General features: G+C 66.8%; 20 protein-coding genes. 4 read left to right on the top strand and 16 right to left on the bottom strand.

Going from position 1 to position 18005, the window contains the following annotated elements; translation table 11 throughout:
• The first annotated feature begins 9 nt into the window (after positions 1-9).
• The 3 genes from ACW7G3_RS09930 to ACW7G3_RS09920 are packed head-to-tail and all read left to right on the top strand — an operon-like array spanning position 10 to position 2195.
• Positions 10-483 (top strand): glycine zipper 2TM domain-containing protein, encoded by a 474-nt coding sequence (locus ACW7G3_RS09930; RefSeq protein WP_456982614.1) that lies wholly within the window; start codon positions 10-12, stop codon positions 481-483.
• 8 nt (positions 484-491) lie between these two features.
• Positions 492-995 carry a DUF456 domain-containing protein gene (locus ACW7G3_RS09925; RefSeq protein ID WP_456982612.1) on the top strand — a complete coding sequence of 168 codons (504 nt, stop codon included), beginning with the start codon at positions 492-494 and terminating at the stop codon, positions 993-995.
• 30 nt (positions 996-1025) lie between these two features.
• Entirely contained in the window at positions 1026-2195 is a 1170-nt protein-coding gene (locus ACW7G3_RS09920) for a phospholipase A (protein ID WP_456982610.1), read from the top strand.
• Here ACW7G3_RS09920 and ACW7G3_RS09915 read toward each other — a convergent pair.
• From ACW7G3_RS09915 to ACW7G3_RS09870, 10 genes are all read right to left on the bottom strand, one after another.
• On the bottom strand, positions 2192-3829 hold the full coding sequence (locus tag ACW7G3_RS09915; RefSeq protein ID WP_456982609.1) for an acyl-CoA dehydrogenase family protein: 1638 nt from the start codon (positions 3827-3829) through the stop codon (positions 2192-2194). The two genes, ACW7G3_RS09920 and ACW7G3_RS09915, sit on opposite strands and share 4 nt — an antisense overlap.
• Positions 3830-3899: 70 nt before the next feature.
• On the bottom strand, positions 3900-4106 hold the full coding sequence (locus ACW7G3_RS09910; RefSeq protein WP_343258950.1) for a cold-shock protein: 207 nt from the start codon (positions 4104-4106) through the stop codon (positions 3900-3902).
• A 93-nt stretch (positions 4107-4199) separates the two neighbouring features.
• Positions 4200-4955: an S-methyl-5'-thioinosine phosphorylase gene (locus ACW7G3_RS09905; protein WP_456974801.1), complete on the bottom strand. Its 756-nt coding sequence runs from the start codon at positions 4953-4955 to the stop codon at positions 4200-4202.
• Between the two features lie 5 nt (positions 4956-4960).
• Positions 4961-5521, bottom strand: a complete 561-nt coding sequence (locus ACW7G3_RS09900) for a hypoxanthine-guanine phosphoribosyltransferase (RefSeq protein WP_456974799.1) — start codon at positions 5519-5521, stop codon at positions 4961-4963.
• Positions 5518-6540, bottom strand: coding sequence for a beta-N-acetylhexosaminidase (gene nagZ, locus ACW7G3_RS09895; RefSeq protein WP_456974797.1), 1023 nt, complete (start codon positions 6538-6540; stop codon positions 5518-5520). The genes ACW7G3_RS09900 and nagZ overlap by 4 nt, the downstream gene beginning before the upstream one ends.
• Before the next feature lie 40 nt (positions 6541-6580).
• The gene (locus tag ACW7G3_RS09890; protein WP_456982607.1) at positions 6581-7240 is read right to left on the bottom strand and encodes a DsbA family oxidoreductase; all 660 of its coding nucleotides are present in this window, start codon (positions 7238-7240) and stop codon (positions 6581-6583) included.
• Entirely contained in the window at positions 7230-7757 is a 528-nt protein-coding gene (locus tag ACW7G3_RS09885; RefSeq protein ID WP_456974794.1) for a CYTH domain-containing protein, read from the bottom strand. Before ACW7G3_RS09885 ends, ACW7G3_RS09890 begins: the two co-directional genes overlap by 11 nt.
• A gap of 9 nt (positions 7758-7766) precedes the next feature.
• Positions 7767-9083, bottom strand: a complete 1317-nt coding sequence (gene rlmD / locus ACW7G3_RS09880; protein WP_456982605.1) for a 23S rRNA (uracil(1939)-C(5))-methyltransferase RlmD — start codon at positions 9081-9083, stop codon at positions 7767-7769.
• Between the two features lie 81 nt (positions 9084-9164).
• Entirely contained in the window at positions 9165-9773 is a 609-nt protein-coding gene (locus tag ACW7G3_RS09875; RefSeq protein ID WP_456982603.1) for a YdbL family protein, read from the bottom strand.
• A 46-nt stretch (positions 9774-9819) separates the two neighbouring features.
• Positions 9820-11826 carry a hypothetical protein gene (locus tag ACW7G3_RS09870; RefSeq protein ID WP_456982602.1) on the bottom strand — a complete coding sequence of 669 codons (2007 nt, stop codon included), beginning with the start codon at positions 11824-11826 and terminating at the stop codon, positions 9820-9822.
• A 57-nt stretch (positions 11827-11883) separates the two neighbouring features.
• On the opposite strand from ACW7G3_RS09870, the gene ACW7G3_RS09865 reads away from it, so the two are divergent.
• Positions 11884-12594 carry a response regulator gene (locus ACW7G3_RS09865; RefSeq protein ID WP_456982600.1) on the top strand — a complete coding sequence of 237 codons (711 nt, stop codon included), beginning with the start codon at positions 11884-11886 and terminating at the stop codon, positions 12592-12594.
• 39 nt (positions 12595-12633) lie between these two features.
• Here the strand turns inward: ACW7G3_RS09865 and recO are convergent, their stop codons facing one another.
• The 6 genes from recO to lepA form a co-directional block, all read right to left on the bottom strand.
• Positions 12634-13293, bottom strand: coding sequence for a DNA repair protein RecO (gene recO, locus ACW7G3_RS09860; protein ID WP_456982716.1), 660 nt, complete (start codon positions 13291-13293; stop codon positions 12634-12636).
• Between the two features lie 63 nt (positions 13294-13356).
• Positions 13357-14286 (bottom strand): GTPase Era, encoded by a 930-nt coding sequence (era, locus tag ACW7G3_RS09855; RefSeq protein WP_456982599.1) that lies wholly within the window; start codon positions 14284-14286, stop codon positions 13357-13359.
• On the bottom strand, positions 14283-14966 hold the full coding sequence (gene rnc / locus ACW7G3_RS09850; protein WP_456974782.1) for a ribonuclease III: 684 nt from the start codon (positions 14964-14966) through the stop codon (positions 14283-14285). Before rnc ends, era begins: the two co-directional genes overlap by 4 nt.
• A complete protein-coding gene (locus ACW7G3_RS09845) occupies positions 14947-15327 on the bottom strand; it encodes a DUF4845 domain-containing protein (protein WP_456974780.1) in 381 nt (126 codons plus the stop codon). Before ACW7G3_RS09845 ends, rnc begins: the two co-directional genes overlap by 20 nt.
• A gap of 38 nt (positions 15328-15365) precedes the next feature.
• Positions 15366-16163 carry a signal peptidase I gene (gene lepB / locus ACW7G3_RS09840; RefSeq protein ID WP_456974778.1) on the bottom strand — a complete coding sequence of 266 codons (798 nt, stop codon included), beginning with the start codon at positions 16161-16163 and terminating at the stop codon, positions 15366-15368.
• A gap of 19 nt (positions 16164-16182) precedes the next feature.
• Entirely contained in the window at positions 16183-17979 is a 1797-nt protein-coding gene (gene lepA, locus ACW7G3_RS09835) for a translation elongation factor 4 (RefSeq protein ID WP_456982597.1), read from the bottom strand.
• Positions 17980-18005 lie beyond the last annotated feature (26 nt).

The following is an 18005-nucleotide window of genomic DNA, read 5'->3' as shown; positions in this document are numbered from 1 at the left end:
AGCCCTGCCATGAATTTCCGCCAGATCAGTGCCGCTGCCGCAGTTGCCGCATCCCTTGTCCTGGCCGGGTGCGCTACGCCCGCCGGCAGCTACGGGTCGGGATACGGCAATGCTCCGGGCTACGGCAGCCGAGCCTGTGACTCCTGCGGCACGGTGACCCGCATCGAGCGCGCCGGAACCACCAGCTCACCGAACGTGATCGGCCCGGTGCTCGGCGGCGTAGTTGGCGCGGTGGCGGGCAAGGAACTGGCGCGACGCAATACCGACAGCGACGGCCGGCGCAACGTGGCGACCGCCGGCGGGGCGGTAGCAGGCGCGGTGGCCGGCAACGCCATCCAGAATCGCGTTGAAGGCGGCGCGGTCTATCGTGTGCACGTACGCATGGACGACGGCCGCAGCACCGTGGTGACCCAGGGCGAACTGGATGGCCTGCGCGAAGGGTCCTACGTGCGCATCCAGAATGGCCGCGCCTGGGCGCAGTAACGGGCGCGATGGATCTGACCCTCGTCTGGTACCTGATCGCGGCGATCCTGGTACTGGCCGGGCTTGCCGGCGCCGTGCTCCCTGCCCTGCCCGGCGTGCCGCTGGTGTTTGCGGGCATGCTGTTGGCTGCGTGGGCCGACGGGTTTGACCGCGTCGGCGTCGTCACTCTTGCGGTGCTGGGCGTTCTCACCGTGGTCTCACTGGTACTGGACCTGTGGGCCAGTGCCATGGGCGCGCGCAGGGTGGGAGCGAGTGGAAAGGCGCTCGCCGGGGCTGTGATCGGCACCATTGTGGGCTTGTTCTTTGGCCTGATCGGCGTGTTTATCGGCCCCTTCGCCGGGGCCGTCATTGGCGAGCTGGCGCACCTTCGCAGCGTGGACCGGCACGGGATCGGGCAGGCAGCGCGGGTCGGCATTGGCACCTGGATGGGAATCGTGATCGCGGTGGGGCTGAAGCTGGCCCTTTCCTTTGCGATGATCGGCATCTTCGCGCTCGCCTGGCTGTTGGCATAGCGCACCTTTCAGGGTTCAGGGTCCATACCGATGAAAACTACTTCCGGCCTCACGCTCGCCATCAGCCTTTCACTTGCGGGCGCCTGTGCGTACGCACAGGAAGCGCCCGCAAGCCTCGGGGCCTGCGCGGCGATCGGCGCTGACGCCCTGCGCCTGGCCTGCTATGACAAGTTCGCCAACAGGCAGACGCCCAGCGTGGCCGAAGCGGACGCGGCGGCGCAAGCGGCGGCAGAAGCTGCAGAGGCAGCGCGGCTGGCGCAGGCATCCGAGACCAGCGCGGAGGAATCCAACGCGACCCGTCGCGAACGCGCCCGCCAGGCCATCGACAGCATGTTCGTCTACGACAGCAGCGATCCGCATGCCGAAGCGATCGCCAACGTGGGCCAGGGGTCGCTGCTCGATACCCGCTGGGAGCTGGCCGCCGGCTCCAAGCTGGGCCTGTTCAACTTCCGTGCCTACAAGCCCGTGTACCTGCTGCCTGCGTTCTGGACCAGCAGTACCAACCCGACGCCGCAATCGGCCAATCCGGAAAACACGGTCACCGACCCGCAGGAGCTGGACAGCCTGGAAGCGAAATTCCAGATCAGCTTCAAGACCAAGGCGCTGGAGAATATTTTCGGCAACAACGGCGATCTGTGGCTGGGCTACACCCAGAGCTCGCGCTGGCAGGTGTACAACAACGACCTGTCACGCCCGTTCCGAGAGACCAACTACGAGCCCGAGGCGCTGCTGGTGTTCCGCAACGGTTACGGCCTGCCCGGCGGCTGGCGCGGACGGATGGCTGCGGTGGGCATCAACCACCAGTCCAATGGCCGCGGTGATCCGCTGTCCCGCAGCTGGAACCGGGTGATGTTCAACTTCGGCTTCGACCGTGAAGACTGGGCTCTGATGGTCCGGCCGTGGGTGCGCATCTCCGATGGCAGCGACGACGACAACCCCGACATGGAGAATTACATGGGCCGCGGCGATGTCACCCTGACCCATGTGCGAGGGGGCCATCGCTATACCCTGATGGCGCGGCATTCGCTGCGCGGCGGCGACCGCTCGCACGGGGCGCTGCAGTTCGACTGGGGCTTCCCGATCCACCGTGCGTTCCGAGGTCACGTCCAGATCTTCAACGGCTACGGGGAAAGCATGATCGACTACAACCACAAGGCCACCTACGTGGGCTTGGGGATCTCGCTGCAGGACTGGCTCTAGGGCAGCACGCGCCCGATCAGGGCCTCAAATCCAGCGTCCGCCGACAGGGTGCCGAAGGCAAGACCGTGGCTGTCGCCCAGCCGGCCGCGGCAGAAGTCCACGGCAGCGGGACTGCCGGCACGCAGCAGCACCGATGCCTGCAACGCCAGCGCAAGCCGCTCGACGAAGCGCCGCGCGCCGGCCTCGAGCAGCGCTTGGGGGTCTGCAAGCTGTTTGCGCAGCCTCCCGCACTCGGCGTCCAGATGTCCATCCATGCCGTCCGCCGCATCCAGTTCGGCCAGCACCGCTTGGCCGCTGGCCGGCTCGCGGGCCAGGGCCCGCAGCACGTCCAGGCACTGGATGTTGCCGCTGCCTTCCCAGATCGAGTTCAACGGCGCCTGCCGATACAGGCGCGGCAGGATCGATTCCTCGACGTAGCCGTTGCCGCCCAGGCACTCCTGGGCCTCGTTGACGAACGCCGGCGCCCGCCGGCAGATCCAGTACTTGCCGATGGCGGTGGCAATGCGCGCGAACGCCGCTTCATTCGCGTCAACCGGCGCCGCCCCCACGGCGCGCGCCACCCGCATCGACAGTGCCAGCGCCGCCTCCGCCTCCAGTGCCAGGTCGGCCAGCACGTTGCGCATCAGCGGATGCTGCACCAGTTTGCGTCCAAAAGTCTCGCGGTGGCGGGCGTGATGGACCGCCTGCGCCAATGCCATGCGCATCAGCGCGGATGAACCAAGCATGCAGTCGAGCCGGGTGAACATCACCATCTCGATGATGACCGGCACCCCGCGTCCTTCTTCGCCGACCCGCAGCGCCCAGGCATCGTCGAACTCGACTTCGCCCGACGCGTTCGACCAGTCGCCCAGCTTGTCCTTGAGCCGCATCAGCCGCAGCGCGTTCCTTGTTCCATCCGGTCGCCAGCGCGGCAGCAGGAAACAGCTCAGCCCCTGCGGTGCCTGGGCCAGCACCAGGAAGCCATCCGACATTGGCGCGGAGAAGAACCACTTGTGCCCCGACAGCGCGTATTCGCCCTCGCCCATCAGCGGGATGGCGCGGGTGAGATTGGCGCGCACATCGCTGCCGCCCTGTTTCTCGGTCATGCCCATGCCAAGTGTGACGCCGCGCTTGCCGCTGATCGGTACGTCCGCGGGGTCATACGCAGCGGCGATCGATTTTTCCGCCCATTCGGCCAGGGACGGTTGCCGCTTCAGCACCGGCACTGCTGCGTGGGTCATGGTCAGCGGACAGCTGCTGCCGGCATCCGCCTGGTAGTGCAGGTAGCTCATCGCCGCCCGCGCTACGTGCGCGCCGGGCCGCGGGTCGGTCCACGACAACGATGTCACCCCGCTTTCGATGGCATGGCGCATCAGCGCGTGGTAATCGGGATGGAACTCGACCCTGTCCAGGCGCTGGCCGAAGCGGTCGTGGGTGCGCAGGCGCGGCCGGTCGCGGTTGGCATCAAAACCCAGCCGGTACAGCTCGTCTCCGGCCAGGCGCCCGTAGCGGGCCAGGCGGTCGGTGAACTCCCCGGCGCCCTCCCGTGAAACGGCCTCGCGCAGCACGGCGTCCGATTCCCACAGGTCCAGCGGCGCGAACTCCGGCGGCTGGTTGAGCGCACCGGCGGTGTGATCAGGCGACAAAGCGTGCATGGCCCGGCTCTCCCTGAAAAAAAGAACCCCGCACGGATGCGGGGTTCCAGGTGACCTGAAATCGGACCGGTCAAGCGACCGGCGTCACCGCCGATGCCTGGGCGCCTTTCGGGCCCTGGGTGACTTCATAGCTGACGCGCTGGCCTTCCTGCAGGCTGCGGAAACCGTCGGAGGAAATCGCGCTGTAGTGGACAAACACGTCCGAGCTTCCATCTTCCGGTGCGATGAAGCCAAATCCCTTGGCGTCGTTGAACCACTTCACTGTGCCGTATTGCATGAACTTTCCACCTCGTCTGGATTACGAATGCGCGCGCGTTTCCGCTGTCGCGCCAGCCGAGTATGCAAAGCAACGTTGACAACATCAACGCCTTTATTGCTTCAGCAGCTCGCGCAGCACATCCGGGAGGCGGGAAGAAGCGGCTTCCACGTTATCCAGTACCTCCTGAAGCGTGATCTCGTCCACGGAACCTCCGCAGCCTGCGGCCCAGTTGGCAACGATAGCGATACTGGCGTAATCCAGCCCCAGTTCGCGTGCCAGGGCAGCCTCCGGCATACCGGTCATGCCCACGAGGTCGCAGCCATCCCGGCGCATGCGTTCGATCTCGGCTTTCGTTTCCAGCCGCGGTCCCTGGGTGGCGCCGTAGCAGCCGCCATCCACCATCTCCACGCCGGCCTGATGCGCCGCCTGCAGTACCCGTCGCCGCAGCGAAGGCGTATATGGATCGCCGAAGTCCACGTGCAGCACCTCGGTGCCCGGTTCTTCGCACAGGGTCGAGATCCTGCCCCAGGTGTAATCGATGATCTGGTCCGGACAGGCGAGCACCCGCGGACCGTACGCGTCGCCGATGCCGCCCACGGTATTGAGCGCAAGCACGCTCCGGGCGCCCAGGGCGTGCAGCGCCGCCAAGTTGGCGCGGTAGTTGATCCGGTGTGGCGGCACCGAATGTTCTTCGCCGTGCCGGGCAAGGAAGGCGACCGGCTGCCCGGCGATGCGGCCGATGCGCACCGGCCCGGAGGGCTCGCCATAAGGCGTATCCGGCTGTTCGGTACGCACATCTTCCAGGCCGCTCAGCCGGTAAAGGCCGGTGCCGCCGATCACCGCCAGCACGGGCGCATTCTCCGCCATGCCGCTCACTCCGCCAGCGCGTAGATCGCGGGCAGGTTGCGTCCCTGTTCCTGATAGTCCATGCCGTAGCCGAATACGTAGCGGTCGGGAACTTCCACGCCGCAGTAGTCGGCTTCCACGCCTTCGATCCGCCTGTCGTGCACCTTCTCGGTGAGTACGGCAATGCGAACGTCCTGGGCATTCTGGTCTTCGCACCAGCGCTGCACGGCCTGCAGGGTGTGGCCTTCGTCAAGGATGTCATCGACAAGCAGCACCCGGCGGCCCCGCAGCGGCGTATCTGGCCGGTGCAGCCAGGCCAGTCCGGACCCGGAGGTGCGGCCGCGATAGCGGGTGGCATGCAGGTAATCGAACTCCACATCCAGCCCCCGCTCGCCCAGGGCAAACGAGAGCTCGGCGGCGAAGTGCAGACCACCCTTCATCACGGTAATGAACAGCGGCGCCACCTCGTCATCGCTGTAATCGGCCACGATTTCGTCGGCCATTTCTCCGATGACGTCGTCAAGCGCCTCCTGGTCGAAAAGCAGCTCCGCATTGCGCAGCGCATCGGCCAACTGTCCACTACTCATGCCACGCTTCTCCCGTGTGCTGCCAACATGCCCTGCGCATCGGTGTAACGCGCATCGGCGATCAATCCATCCCAGCCCAGTGCGCCGCGGCCAATCAATCCCGCGAGTGCCATGGTGTTGAGGCTGCGGCCTTCCACCGCCGCCAATGATTCGGGCACAAGCTCCGGGTGGCAGACCAGCACCACGTCGCAGCCGGCGTCCAGGTGCGCATCCACCCGTGCCTTCACCCCGCCCACGCCGTGGGCGGCGGCCATGCCGATGTCATCGGAGAACACCACGCCGCGAAAGCCCAGGCCTCCATCGGACACTTCCCCGCGCAGGATGTCGTTGATCCAGCGTTTCGAGTATCCCGCCGGTTCCGGCGCCACCTGCGGATAGACCACGTGGGCCAGCATCACCGCGTCGGCACCGGCCTGGATGCCGGCGGCGAAGGGAACCAGGTCTTCGGCACGGATGACTTCCAGCGGACGATCGTCGATGGCGTGGTCGAAGTGGGTGTCTTCCCGCACCGAGCCATGGCCGGGGAAATGCTTCAGCGTGGCCGCCATGCCGGCGGCGTGCATGCCTTCGACATAGGCGCGGGTGAACTCGCCCACCACCTCTGGTCGCTCGTGGAAGGCGCGGTCGCCGATGGCCAGGTTGCCGCGACCAAGATCAACCACCGGCGCGAAACTCAGGTCCACACCGGTGGCCAGGATCTCGCTGGCCATCAGCCACGCGTGGTCGCGTGCTGCCGCCAGCGCCGCCTGCGGATCGGTGGCGTATTGCTTGCCGAAGACCTCAAGCGGGGGCAAAGCGCTGTAACCCTCGCGGAAGCGCTGCACCCGGCCGCCCTCCTGGTCCACGCACACCAGTTGCGGGCGCGGCGCGGCCTCGCGGATTGCGGCGGCCAAGTCAGCCACCTGCGCGCGTGAGGCGAAGTTGCGGGTGAACAGGATCACGCCGGCACAGGCGTCATGCTGCAACCACTCGCGTTCGGCCGGGGTCAATTCGGCGCCGGCAATGCCGATCACGAGCATGCGGTTTTCCTCCGTTGATGCCGGTGCGGCATCACTGTGGTCATTGTGGCAGATGCGATGCTGGCGGAAGCGCCAGCGCCTGGCGGATGGCGTCGGCGAACGCTTCTGGCGGCTGCGCGCCGCGCACGGCCAGCCGGCCGTCCAGCACGAAGAAAGGAACTGCTGAAATCCCGATCTGCCGGGCCTGGCCCATGTCGTTCTGCACGTCCTGCTCGCCGTCCTCTCCCGCCAGCAGGGCTTGAACAGCTTCTTCCGCCAGACCGCCTGCGGCCCCGGCCCGCACCAGGGTGGCCGGATCGGCAAGGCTGTGGCCTTCGGCAAAGTGGGCATGGAACAGGGCGTCGGCCACGGCGTCGACATCCATCCCCTGCTGCCGCGCCAGCCACATCAGCCGGTGCGCATGGCGGGTAGTCACCCGTACCTGTCCGCGGCTGAGGTCGATCGGCAGGCCGGCCTCGCGCCCGGCACCCTGTACCCGCTCGAACATGACCCTGGCCTGTTCTTCCCCACCGAACTTCTGGGCGTAAGCCTGGGCCAACGGAACGGGGGTCGCATCCGCGTCCGGGTCGAGCATGAAGGCCCGCCAGCGCAGCTCCACCGGCGGCGCGTCACTGCCCAACAGTTTCAGGCCGCGACGGAAGTGGGTGATGCCGATCCAGCAGAACGGGCATACCAGGTCCGACCAAAGATCAACGCGCATCGTCAGCCTCCTCCGGCCCCTGTCTTTCCGCTTCGCTCCATGCCGCGAACGGGTGCCTGGACAAGGCGATGTTGTAGTAGCGCTGGAAATCGGTGACCTCGGGCCCCAGCCAGTCGGGACGCAGGAACTCTTCGTCCACCCCGCCCAGCTCGACTTCCGCCACCACCAGCCCGGCGTTCTCGCCTTCGAACTCGTCCACTTCCCACAGGTGTGCCCCATGGCGGACGTAGTGGCGCTGCTTCTCCACCCGCCCGCCGGTGCACAGGGCTAGCAGCGCGCGGGCGTCATCGACCGGCAGCGGGTACTCGAACTCCTGGCGGCTGCGCCCCCCTTCGCAGGACTTGATGTTGAGCGCCGCCCGCGGCCCTTCCAGGCGCACACGCACGCTGGCCAGGTCACGGCCCGCCAGACCGTCGACCTGATTCAGATAGCCCTGGGCCATGGCCTCGGAGCGCTCGGCGGCCTCGCGCCAGGCATCGCCACGTACCAGGAATTTGCGTTCAATCTCGATGGCCATCCGGACTCCTCAGCCGCGCTCAAACATTGCGATCGATTCCACGTGCGCCGTGTGCGGGAACATGTCCATCACACCGGCCTTGCGCAGCTTCCAGCCGCGCTCGTTGACCAGATAGGCGGCATCACGGGCCAGCGTATCCGGGTGGCAGCTCACGTACACGATACGGCCGAAGCGCTCCAGCGGCAGCTGGTGCAGCACGTCGATCGCGCCCGAACGCGGCGGATCCAGAAGCAGGCGGTCAAATCCCTGCGCCATCCACGCAGTTCCGCTCTGGTCCTGGGTCAGGTCCGCTGCGTGGAATTGCACGTGCCCCAGCCCGTTGCGCTGCGCATTTGCTCGCGCCCGCGCCACCAGGCCGGGATCTCCCTCAACGCCCACCACCTCGGCGGCGGTGCGTGCCAGCGGCAGGGTGAAATTGCCCAGGCCACAGAACAGATCCAGCACCCGCTGGCCCGGCCCGACCTCCAGCAGTTCGAGCGCCAGCGCGATCATTTTCTGATTGAGTCCGGCGTTGACCTGGATGAAATCCAACGGCTGGAAGCAGAGCTCCACATCCCACGGCTCCAGCCGGAATGACAGCGGCGGCGGCTCCGCCGGCCACAGTGGGTGCACCGAATCCACGCCGCCCGGCTGCAGGAAGATCGCCAGATCGTGCTCGCGTCCAAACGCTTCCAATGCCTTCAAATCGTCCGCAACCAGCGGCTCCATATGGCGGAATATCAGCGCGACGGCCGCATCACCGGCGATGAACTCCACCTGCGGGATCACCTGCCGCGCCTGCATCGACTCGACCAGGGTCGACAGCGCGGCGATCTTCATGCCCACCTGCGGGATGGCGGTATGGCATTCGGCAAGGTCGGCGACGAAGCGTGGATCCAGCTCGCGGAACCCGACCAGGGTCTTGTCCTTCTTCTGCACCCGGCGCACCGACAGCCGGCCCTTGCGCCGGTACCCCCAGGCCGCGTCCACCAGCGGCTCCAGCACGGTCTCCGGGGTGACCCCGGATTCGCGGAACTTCTCCAGCAGCCGGGCCTGTTTGGCCAGGATCTGCTGCGCTCCATCCAGATGCTGCAGCACGCAGCCGCCGCATACGCCGAAGTGCGGGCATCGCGGCTCCACCCGGTGGGGCGAGGCGTGCAGCACCTCTACGGTGGCCGCCAGATCCGCCTCGCGCGTGCGCCGTGTCTGCTTGGCCAGCACCCGCTCGCCCGGCAGCGCGCCCGACACCAGTACGGTCTTGCCGTTATCACGACGGCCTACGCCACGGCCGTCGTGGCCCAGCTCCAGGATTTCGATTTCAAACGGCGTCTGGTCTATTCGGGCCACTGCGTCACTTGGATGAGGGAAGGGTCGCTATTGTCTCATCCACGACCCTGCCCCTGTCCGGCCCGATGTGTGTGCAGCCTGTTACTTCTGCCGCCAGCTTCCGCCTGCATCCTGGTACCACCAGCCGGCCCGCGCCCGCTCGATCCACTGTCGCGCAAACACTCCGCGGATTTGCCCCTCCCACTCCGGACGGCCGTTGGCTATCGCGATTTCCCGATAGACCGCACGCGCATCGCGGTTCTGCTCTGCCACCGCCTGGTTTGCCGCCACCCGCGCAGACAGCGGGATCGCACCCGCATCGCGCACCTGGACCGAACCATCGTTGCCGAAGCCCAGCGCACCGCTGTCGAAATGCGGACGCAGGGTATTGCGGAACCGGTCGCGCATACGCGCCCGGATGGCGTCGATCGCCGGCGTGCTGACGGTGATGTCCGGGCTCTGGGCATGCGCAGTGCCAATGCCAAGCAGCACCAGCGGGTCGAACCGGACCGGTGCCGAAGCCATGCCGCCCTGCTCTTCGGGGAACAACAGGTCATCGTCGGCCGGAACATCCCCCGGCCGGCCGATCACGTCATCGACGAATTCGCGGGCCGCTTCGCGCGCCTCCACCGCCGGGAAATGCACGTTGATCGTCACGCAGGCCGTCAACAACAGCACTGCGGCAAAACCGGATCCCAGCCAGCGTTTCATTCGTCAATCTCCATTCGATTCCAGGGAGTGGGCATCAATGCCCGCATCAATCCACTACCGGTGACACATCACCGCCGATCGCCGCGCCGATCCGCTCCACCAGCGTCTGCCAGTCAACGTTACGGTTGTGGCCGACCACCTGCAGCCGCGGAATGCCGGCGCCTTCCACGATAGTAAATGTGTTGCCGGCTGAACGCAGGCCGCCCATGCGGCATACCCCGTTCTCCAGGCGACAGCTGATGCCGATGCGCGAATAGCCGAAGTCATCGAAGAAGCCGATCAGCTGGCCCTGCAAGCCGCCCATCAACGAGCCATTGCCTACGCTGGAAATGTTCTGCACCGCCCGCTGACTGATCCGCTGGCGCACGCCGTGGCGTGGCACCGTGCCCAGCTCGGCATCAAACGCGGACAGCTGCCAGTCCACCAGCCGCAGGCCGTCCACGTGGCCCGACAGCCGGCCGGTGATGTGGCCCAGGTCGAACACCTCGGTGATCGCAAACAGATCCAGCTCGTGCAATTGCAGGTCCGCAGACAGGGTCGGCGCGACGCCAAAAGGCCGGTCCATGGACAGCGAACCCACGTCGATCCGGCCGTCGAACACATCGACCGACAGCCCGCCTTCGAACTCCAGCCGCTCATCCTCATAGCGCCCGGCCGGGATCCGCCCGCTCAGCCTGCCGCCAAAGGCCGGCCAGCCGAAAGCCGCCGCCAGCTGCTCAACCTCCACGTCTTCCACCGCCAGGCCGAAATCCAGCCGAAGTCCGTGACCCGCCGCCGGCAGGCGCACGGACAGCGGATCCAATACCACCCTTCCGCCCAGCAGCTCGACCTGGGCCGGCTCACGCAGGCGCAGTTCCCCATCAAGTCCCTGCAGCGCCAGCTGCGCCGGACCGAAGGGCAGCCCACCAACCGCGGCAGTGCGCCACTGCAGCAGGCTGTCTGCAGCGGTGCCGGACGCAAGTGCGACTTCGCCTTCGAGGCCTTCGAAGGCGAACCGGCCGCCCTGCCCCAGCAGATCCAGATCATCCAATCGCAGACGGCCGTGGCGGATTCCCTCCGGACCCAAGCCAATGCGCGCATCCAGGCCGCCGCGCATCTGCAGCTCGGCCAGGCCCACCAGCGAAAGCCAGCCGGACAGGTAGCGTGCCGGCAGCAGGGAGGCGTCGTCGCTGGCCAGCTCCACGTCCAGGGACCTGAGTGCGGCATCCGGCCCGAACTCCGCAGCGCCACGCGCTGCCAGCGTCGAACCGTCCTGCCAGCTGAATCGCTCCAGCAGCCAGCCGGACGAGGGCGCTTCGCGCACCGCAGCCACCCGTACCGGCACCGGAGTTTCCGGCAGGTCGATGAAGGCGTTGCCAAACAGCAATGCGCCGCCGCCCACCACACCATCGACCGCTACAAGGTTGCGGCCACCGGGGCTGCGGAAACCCACGTGCAACTGCGCCTCCAACCCTTCGCCGGCTGCGCTGGCATCAGACGTTTCGAACGCGGCTTGCGCCAGCCGCAGCTGCGCATCCAGCCCCAGCGTCCCGCCAGTCGGCGAGCTGATCCGCACGCTGCCATCCACGGTGCCCACGCCCAGTTGCGCCGCCTGCCATGCCTGCGCCACCAGCGCCTGGGCCCAGGCCAGCGGCACCTGGACCAGCTCGATCCGGGTCAGGTCGGGCGTGCGCGTGTCACGGGCCAGTGTGATCCGCGAATCACCAGCGGCCAGCGAGGCATGGAGCCCGGAAGCACCCAGGTCCACCGCCAGGCGCATTCCCGGCCCTCGTCCTGATCGCAGCTCGCCTTCGCAGAGCCATCCACCCTGCACATCTGGTGCCCGCTCCAACGGACACTCCCAGGTGAGATCCTGGAATGCGTAACCCAGATCCGCTGCTGCCACGCGGCCGACGGTCAGACGCAGCCGGCCTTCTTCGGACAGCTCCGGCCACTCCAGCCTTGCCGTCACCTGGTGGAGCACCGCGACCGGACTGTCGATGCGATCGATCCGGGCTTCCAGCACGCGCGCCTGTCCTGATGGCGCCCAGGCCAGCAGGACCGTTCCCAGCATCAGTAGTAGGATGCAACGCACCATGCCGCGAGCATACCGAGGGAACGGGAGCGGACAATGAAGCCGAGACTGCTGCTGCTGGAGGATGAGCCCACGAGCCGGATGTTCCTGGTCACCGCGCTGGCGGAACTGCCCGTGGAGATTGACACCGCGCAGACCGTGGCCCAGGGCCGGGACCTCGCCGCGGGCGGCACCCACGCCCTGTGGCTGTTCGACGCCAACCTGCCTGACGGCACCGGCGGCGGGCTGCTGGCTGAACTGCGCGGGCGCGGACTGTCCACTCCGGCCCTGGTCCATACCGCGGCCGTCGAGGCCGGGGAACGCCAGCGCCTGCTGGCCCAGGGCTTTACCAATGTGGTGGTCAAACCCCTGAGTGCCGGAGCATGGCGCCAGGCCGTCAGCACCGCGCTGGCCCAGGCTCCCGCACCGCTGCCCATCGGCGAAAGCCCAGCCGGCTATGCGTCCACCGAGCTGCCGGTGTGGGACGACGAGGCCGCGATCGCCGCGCTCGGCGGCAGCCGCGACAACGTCGATGCCCTGCGCGGACTGTTCCTGGCCGAACTGCCCGCCGCGCGCGACGAGATCATGGCGGCGGTGCAGGCCGGCGACCATGCCGCCATGCACGACACCCTGCACAGGCTCCGTGCCAGCTGCGGTTTCGTCGGCGCCGCACGCCTGGACGTTGCCGGGCACGCCCTGCGCGACGCTCCCCACTGTCCGGTCCGCCTGCAGACCTTCATGGAGGCGGTGGAAGCCACTGCCGCGTGACTGTCCGTACCCGCGTCGCGCCGTCCGGACACGACCGGCTCACTGCTTGCTGATCCGCGCCAGCTCCCCCATCAGCTCCCAGGATTTCAGGCCGCGTCCACCGAGGTGATGGGTCAGCGTCTCGCGCAGTGCACGACGCAGGCCGGGCATGTCTTCCCGCTCGGGCAGCGTATCGGCCGCCAACGCCAGCAGGCCGCGCCCGGATGCGTCACTGCGTTCACCGGCGCGCTGATCGCGTACCCGCCACAGTCCGAGCTCGGGCTCGACCCGGTAGCGCCCCGCCGGATCCAGCGGAGCCCCCTCGGCATCCACACTGAAATCAAACCCGACCCCCAGCACCCCCAGCAGGTCCCGCTCGAAACGGCGCAGCGTCCACGCCAGTGGCTCAAGGTTTCGCAGGCGCTCGCGCACCAGCCCGTACAGCGAGTACAGCTGCAGCTGCGGGTCCTGCCGTGGTACCAGCCGCAGCACCAGCTCACCCAGATAGAAGCCCGCCATGCTGGCCTCGCCGACCAGCAGCGGCGCGCTGTCCACCTGTTCGGCGGAATTGAGCCACGCCAGCTCGCCGCGCTGCGTGGCATTCACCCTGATGTGTTGCAGCGGCTGCAGCGCCGCGCGCAGGGACTGGCGCTTCGGCCCGGTCACCCCCCGCGCCACCAGCCCCAGTCTGCCGTGGTTGGCGCTCAACACTTCGACCATGAGGCTGGTCTCCCGCCAACGCCGCGCGTGCAGCACGTAGGCCGGCTCGGCGAGGTAGCGCAATTACGGTTCCTCGTAGCCGAACGCCCGCAGCGCCGCCTCGTCGTCGGACCAGCCCTGGCGTACCCGTACCCAGGTCTGGAGGAACACCCTGGAGCCGAACAGGCGCTCCATCTGCTCGCGCGCCCGGGTCCCGATCTCACGCAGGCGTTCGCCGCCCTTGCCGATCACGATCGCCTTCTGGCCTTCACGCTCTACCCAGATCACCGCACCGATGCGCAACAGCACACCGCCCCTGGGCGAAGGCTCCTCCACGAAGGATTCAAGCTCCACCGTGGTGGCATACGGCAGTTCAGCGCCGAGCTGGCGCATCAACTGCTCGCGCAGCAGTTCCGCCGCCAGGAAGCGCTGGCTGCGATCGGTGATTTCATCTTCGCCGTACAGCGCCGGCTGCTCCGGCAGCAGCGCCAGGGCGCTCTCCACCAGCCCGTCCAGCCCCTTGCGCTTGAGCGCCGAGACCGGATGCACGCTGGAGAACTCCCGCCCTTCGCTGATCTTTGCCAGATACGGCAGCAGCGAGCCCTTGTCCTGGATCCGGTCGACCTGGTTAACCACCAGCATCACCGGCACGCCGGCCTGACGCAGGGTGTCATAGGCCGCGCTGTCCTCGTCTTCCCAGCGTCCTGCGTGCACCACCAGCATGGCCGCGTCCACGCCTTCCAGCGCTCCGCGCGCGGAGCGGTTCATCCAGCGGTGCATGGCGCTGGCCGTGGCCTTGCCGTGGTCACGATGCAGCCCAGGCGTGTCCACCAGCACCAGCTGGCCGGCCGGGAAGGTGGCAATGCCGAGCATCCGGTGGCGGGTGGTCTGGGGGCGATTGGAGACAATGCTGATCTTGGCCCCTACCAGGGCGTTGACCAGGGTGGATTTGCCGACGTTGGGGCGGCCGATCACGGCCACATGGCCGGCACGGTGGGGGGCTGAGTGTGTCATGCGCCCATTGTAGGACGGGTCTCGAGCTGGGCGAGCACATTTTCTGCGGCCTGCTGTTCAGCAGCGCGACGGGAGCCACCCTCGCCCTCGGCAGTGGCAGCCGGCTGCGACGTGCTGCAGCGCACGAGGAAGATCCGGTCATGGTCGGAACCCGTTTCGCCGAGCAGCTCGTAGCTGGGCAGCGGATGCTGCCGTCCCTGCAGCCACTCCTGCAGCCTGGTCTTGGGGTCCTTTTCCACCTTGCCCACCGCCAGTGCCCCGAGCTCCGGCTCCAGCCAGCCCATCACGACGGCGCGGCAGGCGTCCATTCCAGCATCAAGGTAGATCGCCGCGATCACCGCCTCAAGCGCGTCGGAAAGGATCGAATCACGGCGGTGGCCGCCCGATTTCATCTCGCCCGGGCCCAGCACCAGCCGCGGCCCCAGATCAAGCCCACGGGCAATCCTGGCGAGGGTGGATTCGCGCACAAGTTCGGCGCGGGCACGGGTCATGGCGCCCTCGTCGGCCCGGGGCCAGCGCTGATACAGCGCTTCGGCGGCGATCAGGCCAAGCAGCGCATCGCCGAGGAATTCCAGCCGCTCATTGTGCGGCGCCCCGGCACTGCGATGGGTCAGGGCCTGCTTGAGCAGGTCCTGGTCATTGAAGCGGTGACCGGGGAAATCAGTCGATGCTGCCGGCACGCGTAAGCATCTGGACTGAATTGAACTTGCCCACCACATCGAGGTTGCCCACCAGCGGACGGCGCACCTCGTACTCGACGTTCATTTCCCAGCCGTTGTCGACCCGGCGCAGTTTCACGTGCTCTTTTTTCACGTTTTCCGAATAGCTGATGTACAGCCGGCGGAAGAACAGGTCGTGGATCCTTGCCGGATCCTGGGTGGCGATGCCCGGCTCGTTGGCCAGCCCCTTCATCGCCGAACGCACGCTGTAATACTCCGAATACATCGGGAACAGACGCATGGCCACGTAGGCGAAAAAGCCCACCACGGCCAACACGATCACGAACCCGAGCAGGGTCATCCCCTCTTGTTTGCGCTTCATTCTTCCTCTCCCCAGGAACGCGTTGTTGCCATGCGCTGTTACGGAATCCGGTTGCCGATCCGGTCGAAGCCGATGCCCCCGGCATCGCCGTCCCAGTTCATCCAGATCAGGAACGCCTTGCCACGCAGCTGGCTTTCCGGAAGCGTACCCCAGAAGCGGCTGTCATCGCTCCTGTCCCGGTTGTCGCCCATCACGAAATAGTGACCCTCGGGAACCGTCCACGGGCCGCGCTCGGCCGGATCTGCGATCGGCAGGTAGGTTTCCAGAACCTGGTGGCTGCGCCCGCGGCCGGGCACCGTTTCCGCCAGCAACTGGGCGCCGTCCATATCGCGCCCACGTCCACGCCCCTGGTAGTCCCCGATCGGAGCGTATTCGAAGGCGGTTCCGTTGACGTAGACGGTGTTGTCCACGTAGTCGATCGTGTCGCCCGGGATACCGATCACGCGCTTGATCCAGTCCTGCTCGGGCTGGTGGGGCGGGCGGAACACCACCACGTCACCGCGCTTGGGCTCGCCAATCGCGATCACCTTTTTATTGTTGATCGGCAGGCGCAGCCCGTAAGAGAACTTGTTGACCAGGATGAAATCGCCGATCAGCAGGGTCGGCATCATCGAGCTGGAAGGAATGCGGAACGGCTCGGCCACGAAGCTGCGCAGGATCAGCACCACGATCAGCACCGGGAAGAACGCTTTGGAGTAGTCGACCGCGATCGGCTCCCTTTCTTCCAGGAGCCCCGCCTTCGCCGCCCGCCGCTTGGCGAACACCAGTTTGTCGAGCAGCCAGATGATGCCGGTTGTGAAGGTCAGTACAACCAGGCCGATTTCAAACCATTTCATTGCGGCTCCTTGGGAGCAATCACGAATCGCGGCCGGTGTTGAGCACGGCCAAAAAGGCCTCCTGCGGGATCTCCACCCTGCCCACCTGCTTCATCCGTTTCTTGCCTGCCTTCTGCTTTTCCAGAAGCTTCTTCTTGCGTGAAATATCGCCACCATAGCACTTGGCCAGCACGTTCTTGCGCAGCGCCTTGACCGTGGTGCGGGCGATGACCTGCGCGCCGATCGCGGCCTGGATCGCCACGTCAAACTGCTGGCGCGGAATCAGCTCGCGCATTTTTTCGGCCAGGTCGCGGCCGCGCCGGTCAGCGTGACTGCGGTGGACGATGATCGACAGCGCGTCCACCTTGTCGCCGTTGATCAGGACGTCCACGCGCACGAACGGACCCGGGTCAAAACGAAGGAAGTGGTAATCGAGCGAGGCATAGCCGCGGCTGACCGACTTGAGCCGGTCGAAGAAGTCCAGCACCACCTCGGCCATCGGCAGCTCATAGCTCACCTGCACCTGGCTGCCCAGGTACTGGATGCCGATCTGGCTGCCCCGCTTCTCTTCACACAGGGTGATCACCGAGCCAACGTAATCGGGCGGGGTGAGGATGTTGGCGCGGATGATCGGCTCGCGGACCTCTTCCACCTCGCTGGACGGCGGCAGGTCGGCCGGGTTGTCCAACGGCAGTACTTCGCCGTCGATCTTGAGCACCTCGTAGATCACCGTGGGCGCGGTGGAGATCAGGTTCAGATCGTATTCGCGCTCCAGCCGCTCCTGCACGATCTCCATATGGAGCATGCCGAGGAAGCCGCAGCGGAACCCGAAGCCCATCGCTTCGGAGCTTTCCGGCTCGAAGCGCATGGCCGCGTCGTTCAGGCGCAGCTTGTCCAGCGCCTCGCGCAGGTCGGGATAGTCATCGGCATCGACCGGGAACAGTCCGGCGAACACCCGCGGCTGCATTTCCTGGAAACCAGGCAGCGGATTTTCGGCCGGATCACCGGCCTGGGTCAGGGTGTCGCCGACGGGCGCGCCGTGCACATCCTTGATGCTGGCCGTGACCCAGCCCACCTCGCCCGCCGACAGCTTGCCGGTGGGCGTGCGCTTGGGTGTGAACACGCCCACGCCGTCCACCTGGTGGGTACGCCCGGTGGACATCACCCGCAGCTTGTCGCCGCTCTTGATCTCGCCCTGCATCACCCGCACCAGCGAGACCACGCCCAGGTAGTTGTCGAACCAGGAGTCGATGATCAGCGCCTGCAGCTTGTCGGTGTCGCCGCGCTGGGGCGCGGGGATGCGGGTGACGATGGCTTCCAGCACGTCTTCAACGTTCAGCCCGGTCTTGGCACTGACCGCGATCGCGTCGGAGGCGTCGATGCCGATCACCGCTTCAATCTCTTCCTTGGCCCGCTCCGGATCGGCCGTGGGCAGGTCGATCTTGTTCAGCACTGGAATCACTTCCAGGCCCTGCTCTACCGCCGTGTAGCAGTTGGCCACCGACTGCGCTTCCACGCCCTGGGCCGCATCGACCACCAGCAGCGCGCCTTCGCAGGCCGCCAGCGAGCGGCTGACCTCGTAGCTGAAGTCCACGTGCCCGGGGGTGTCGATGAAGTTCAGGTGGTAGGTCTGCCCGTCCCTGGCCGTGTACGGCACGGATACGGACTGGGCCTTGATGGTGATGCCGCGCTCGCGTTCGATCGGATTGTTGTCGAGGACCTGCTGTTCCATCTCGCGCGCAGTCAATCCTCCACACAGCTGGATGATGCGGTCGGCCAGGGTCGACTTGCCGTGGTCGACGTGGGCGATGATGGAAAAGTTGCGGATATTCCGCATCGGATCACTCATTGGGCAGGCATCAC

The organism is Luteimonas sp. A478 (assembly GCF_054052025.1).
This window is presented reverse-complemented; position numbering and strand designations above follow the sequence as displayed.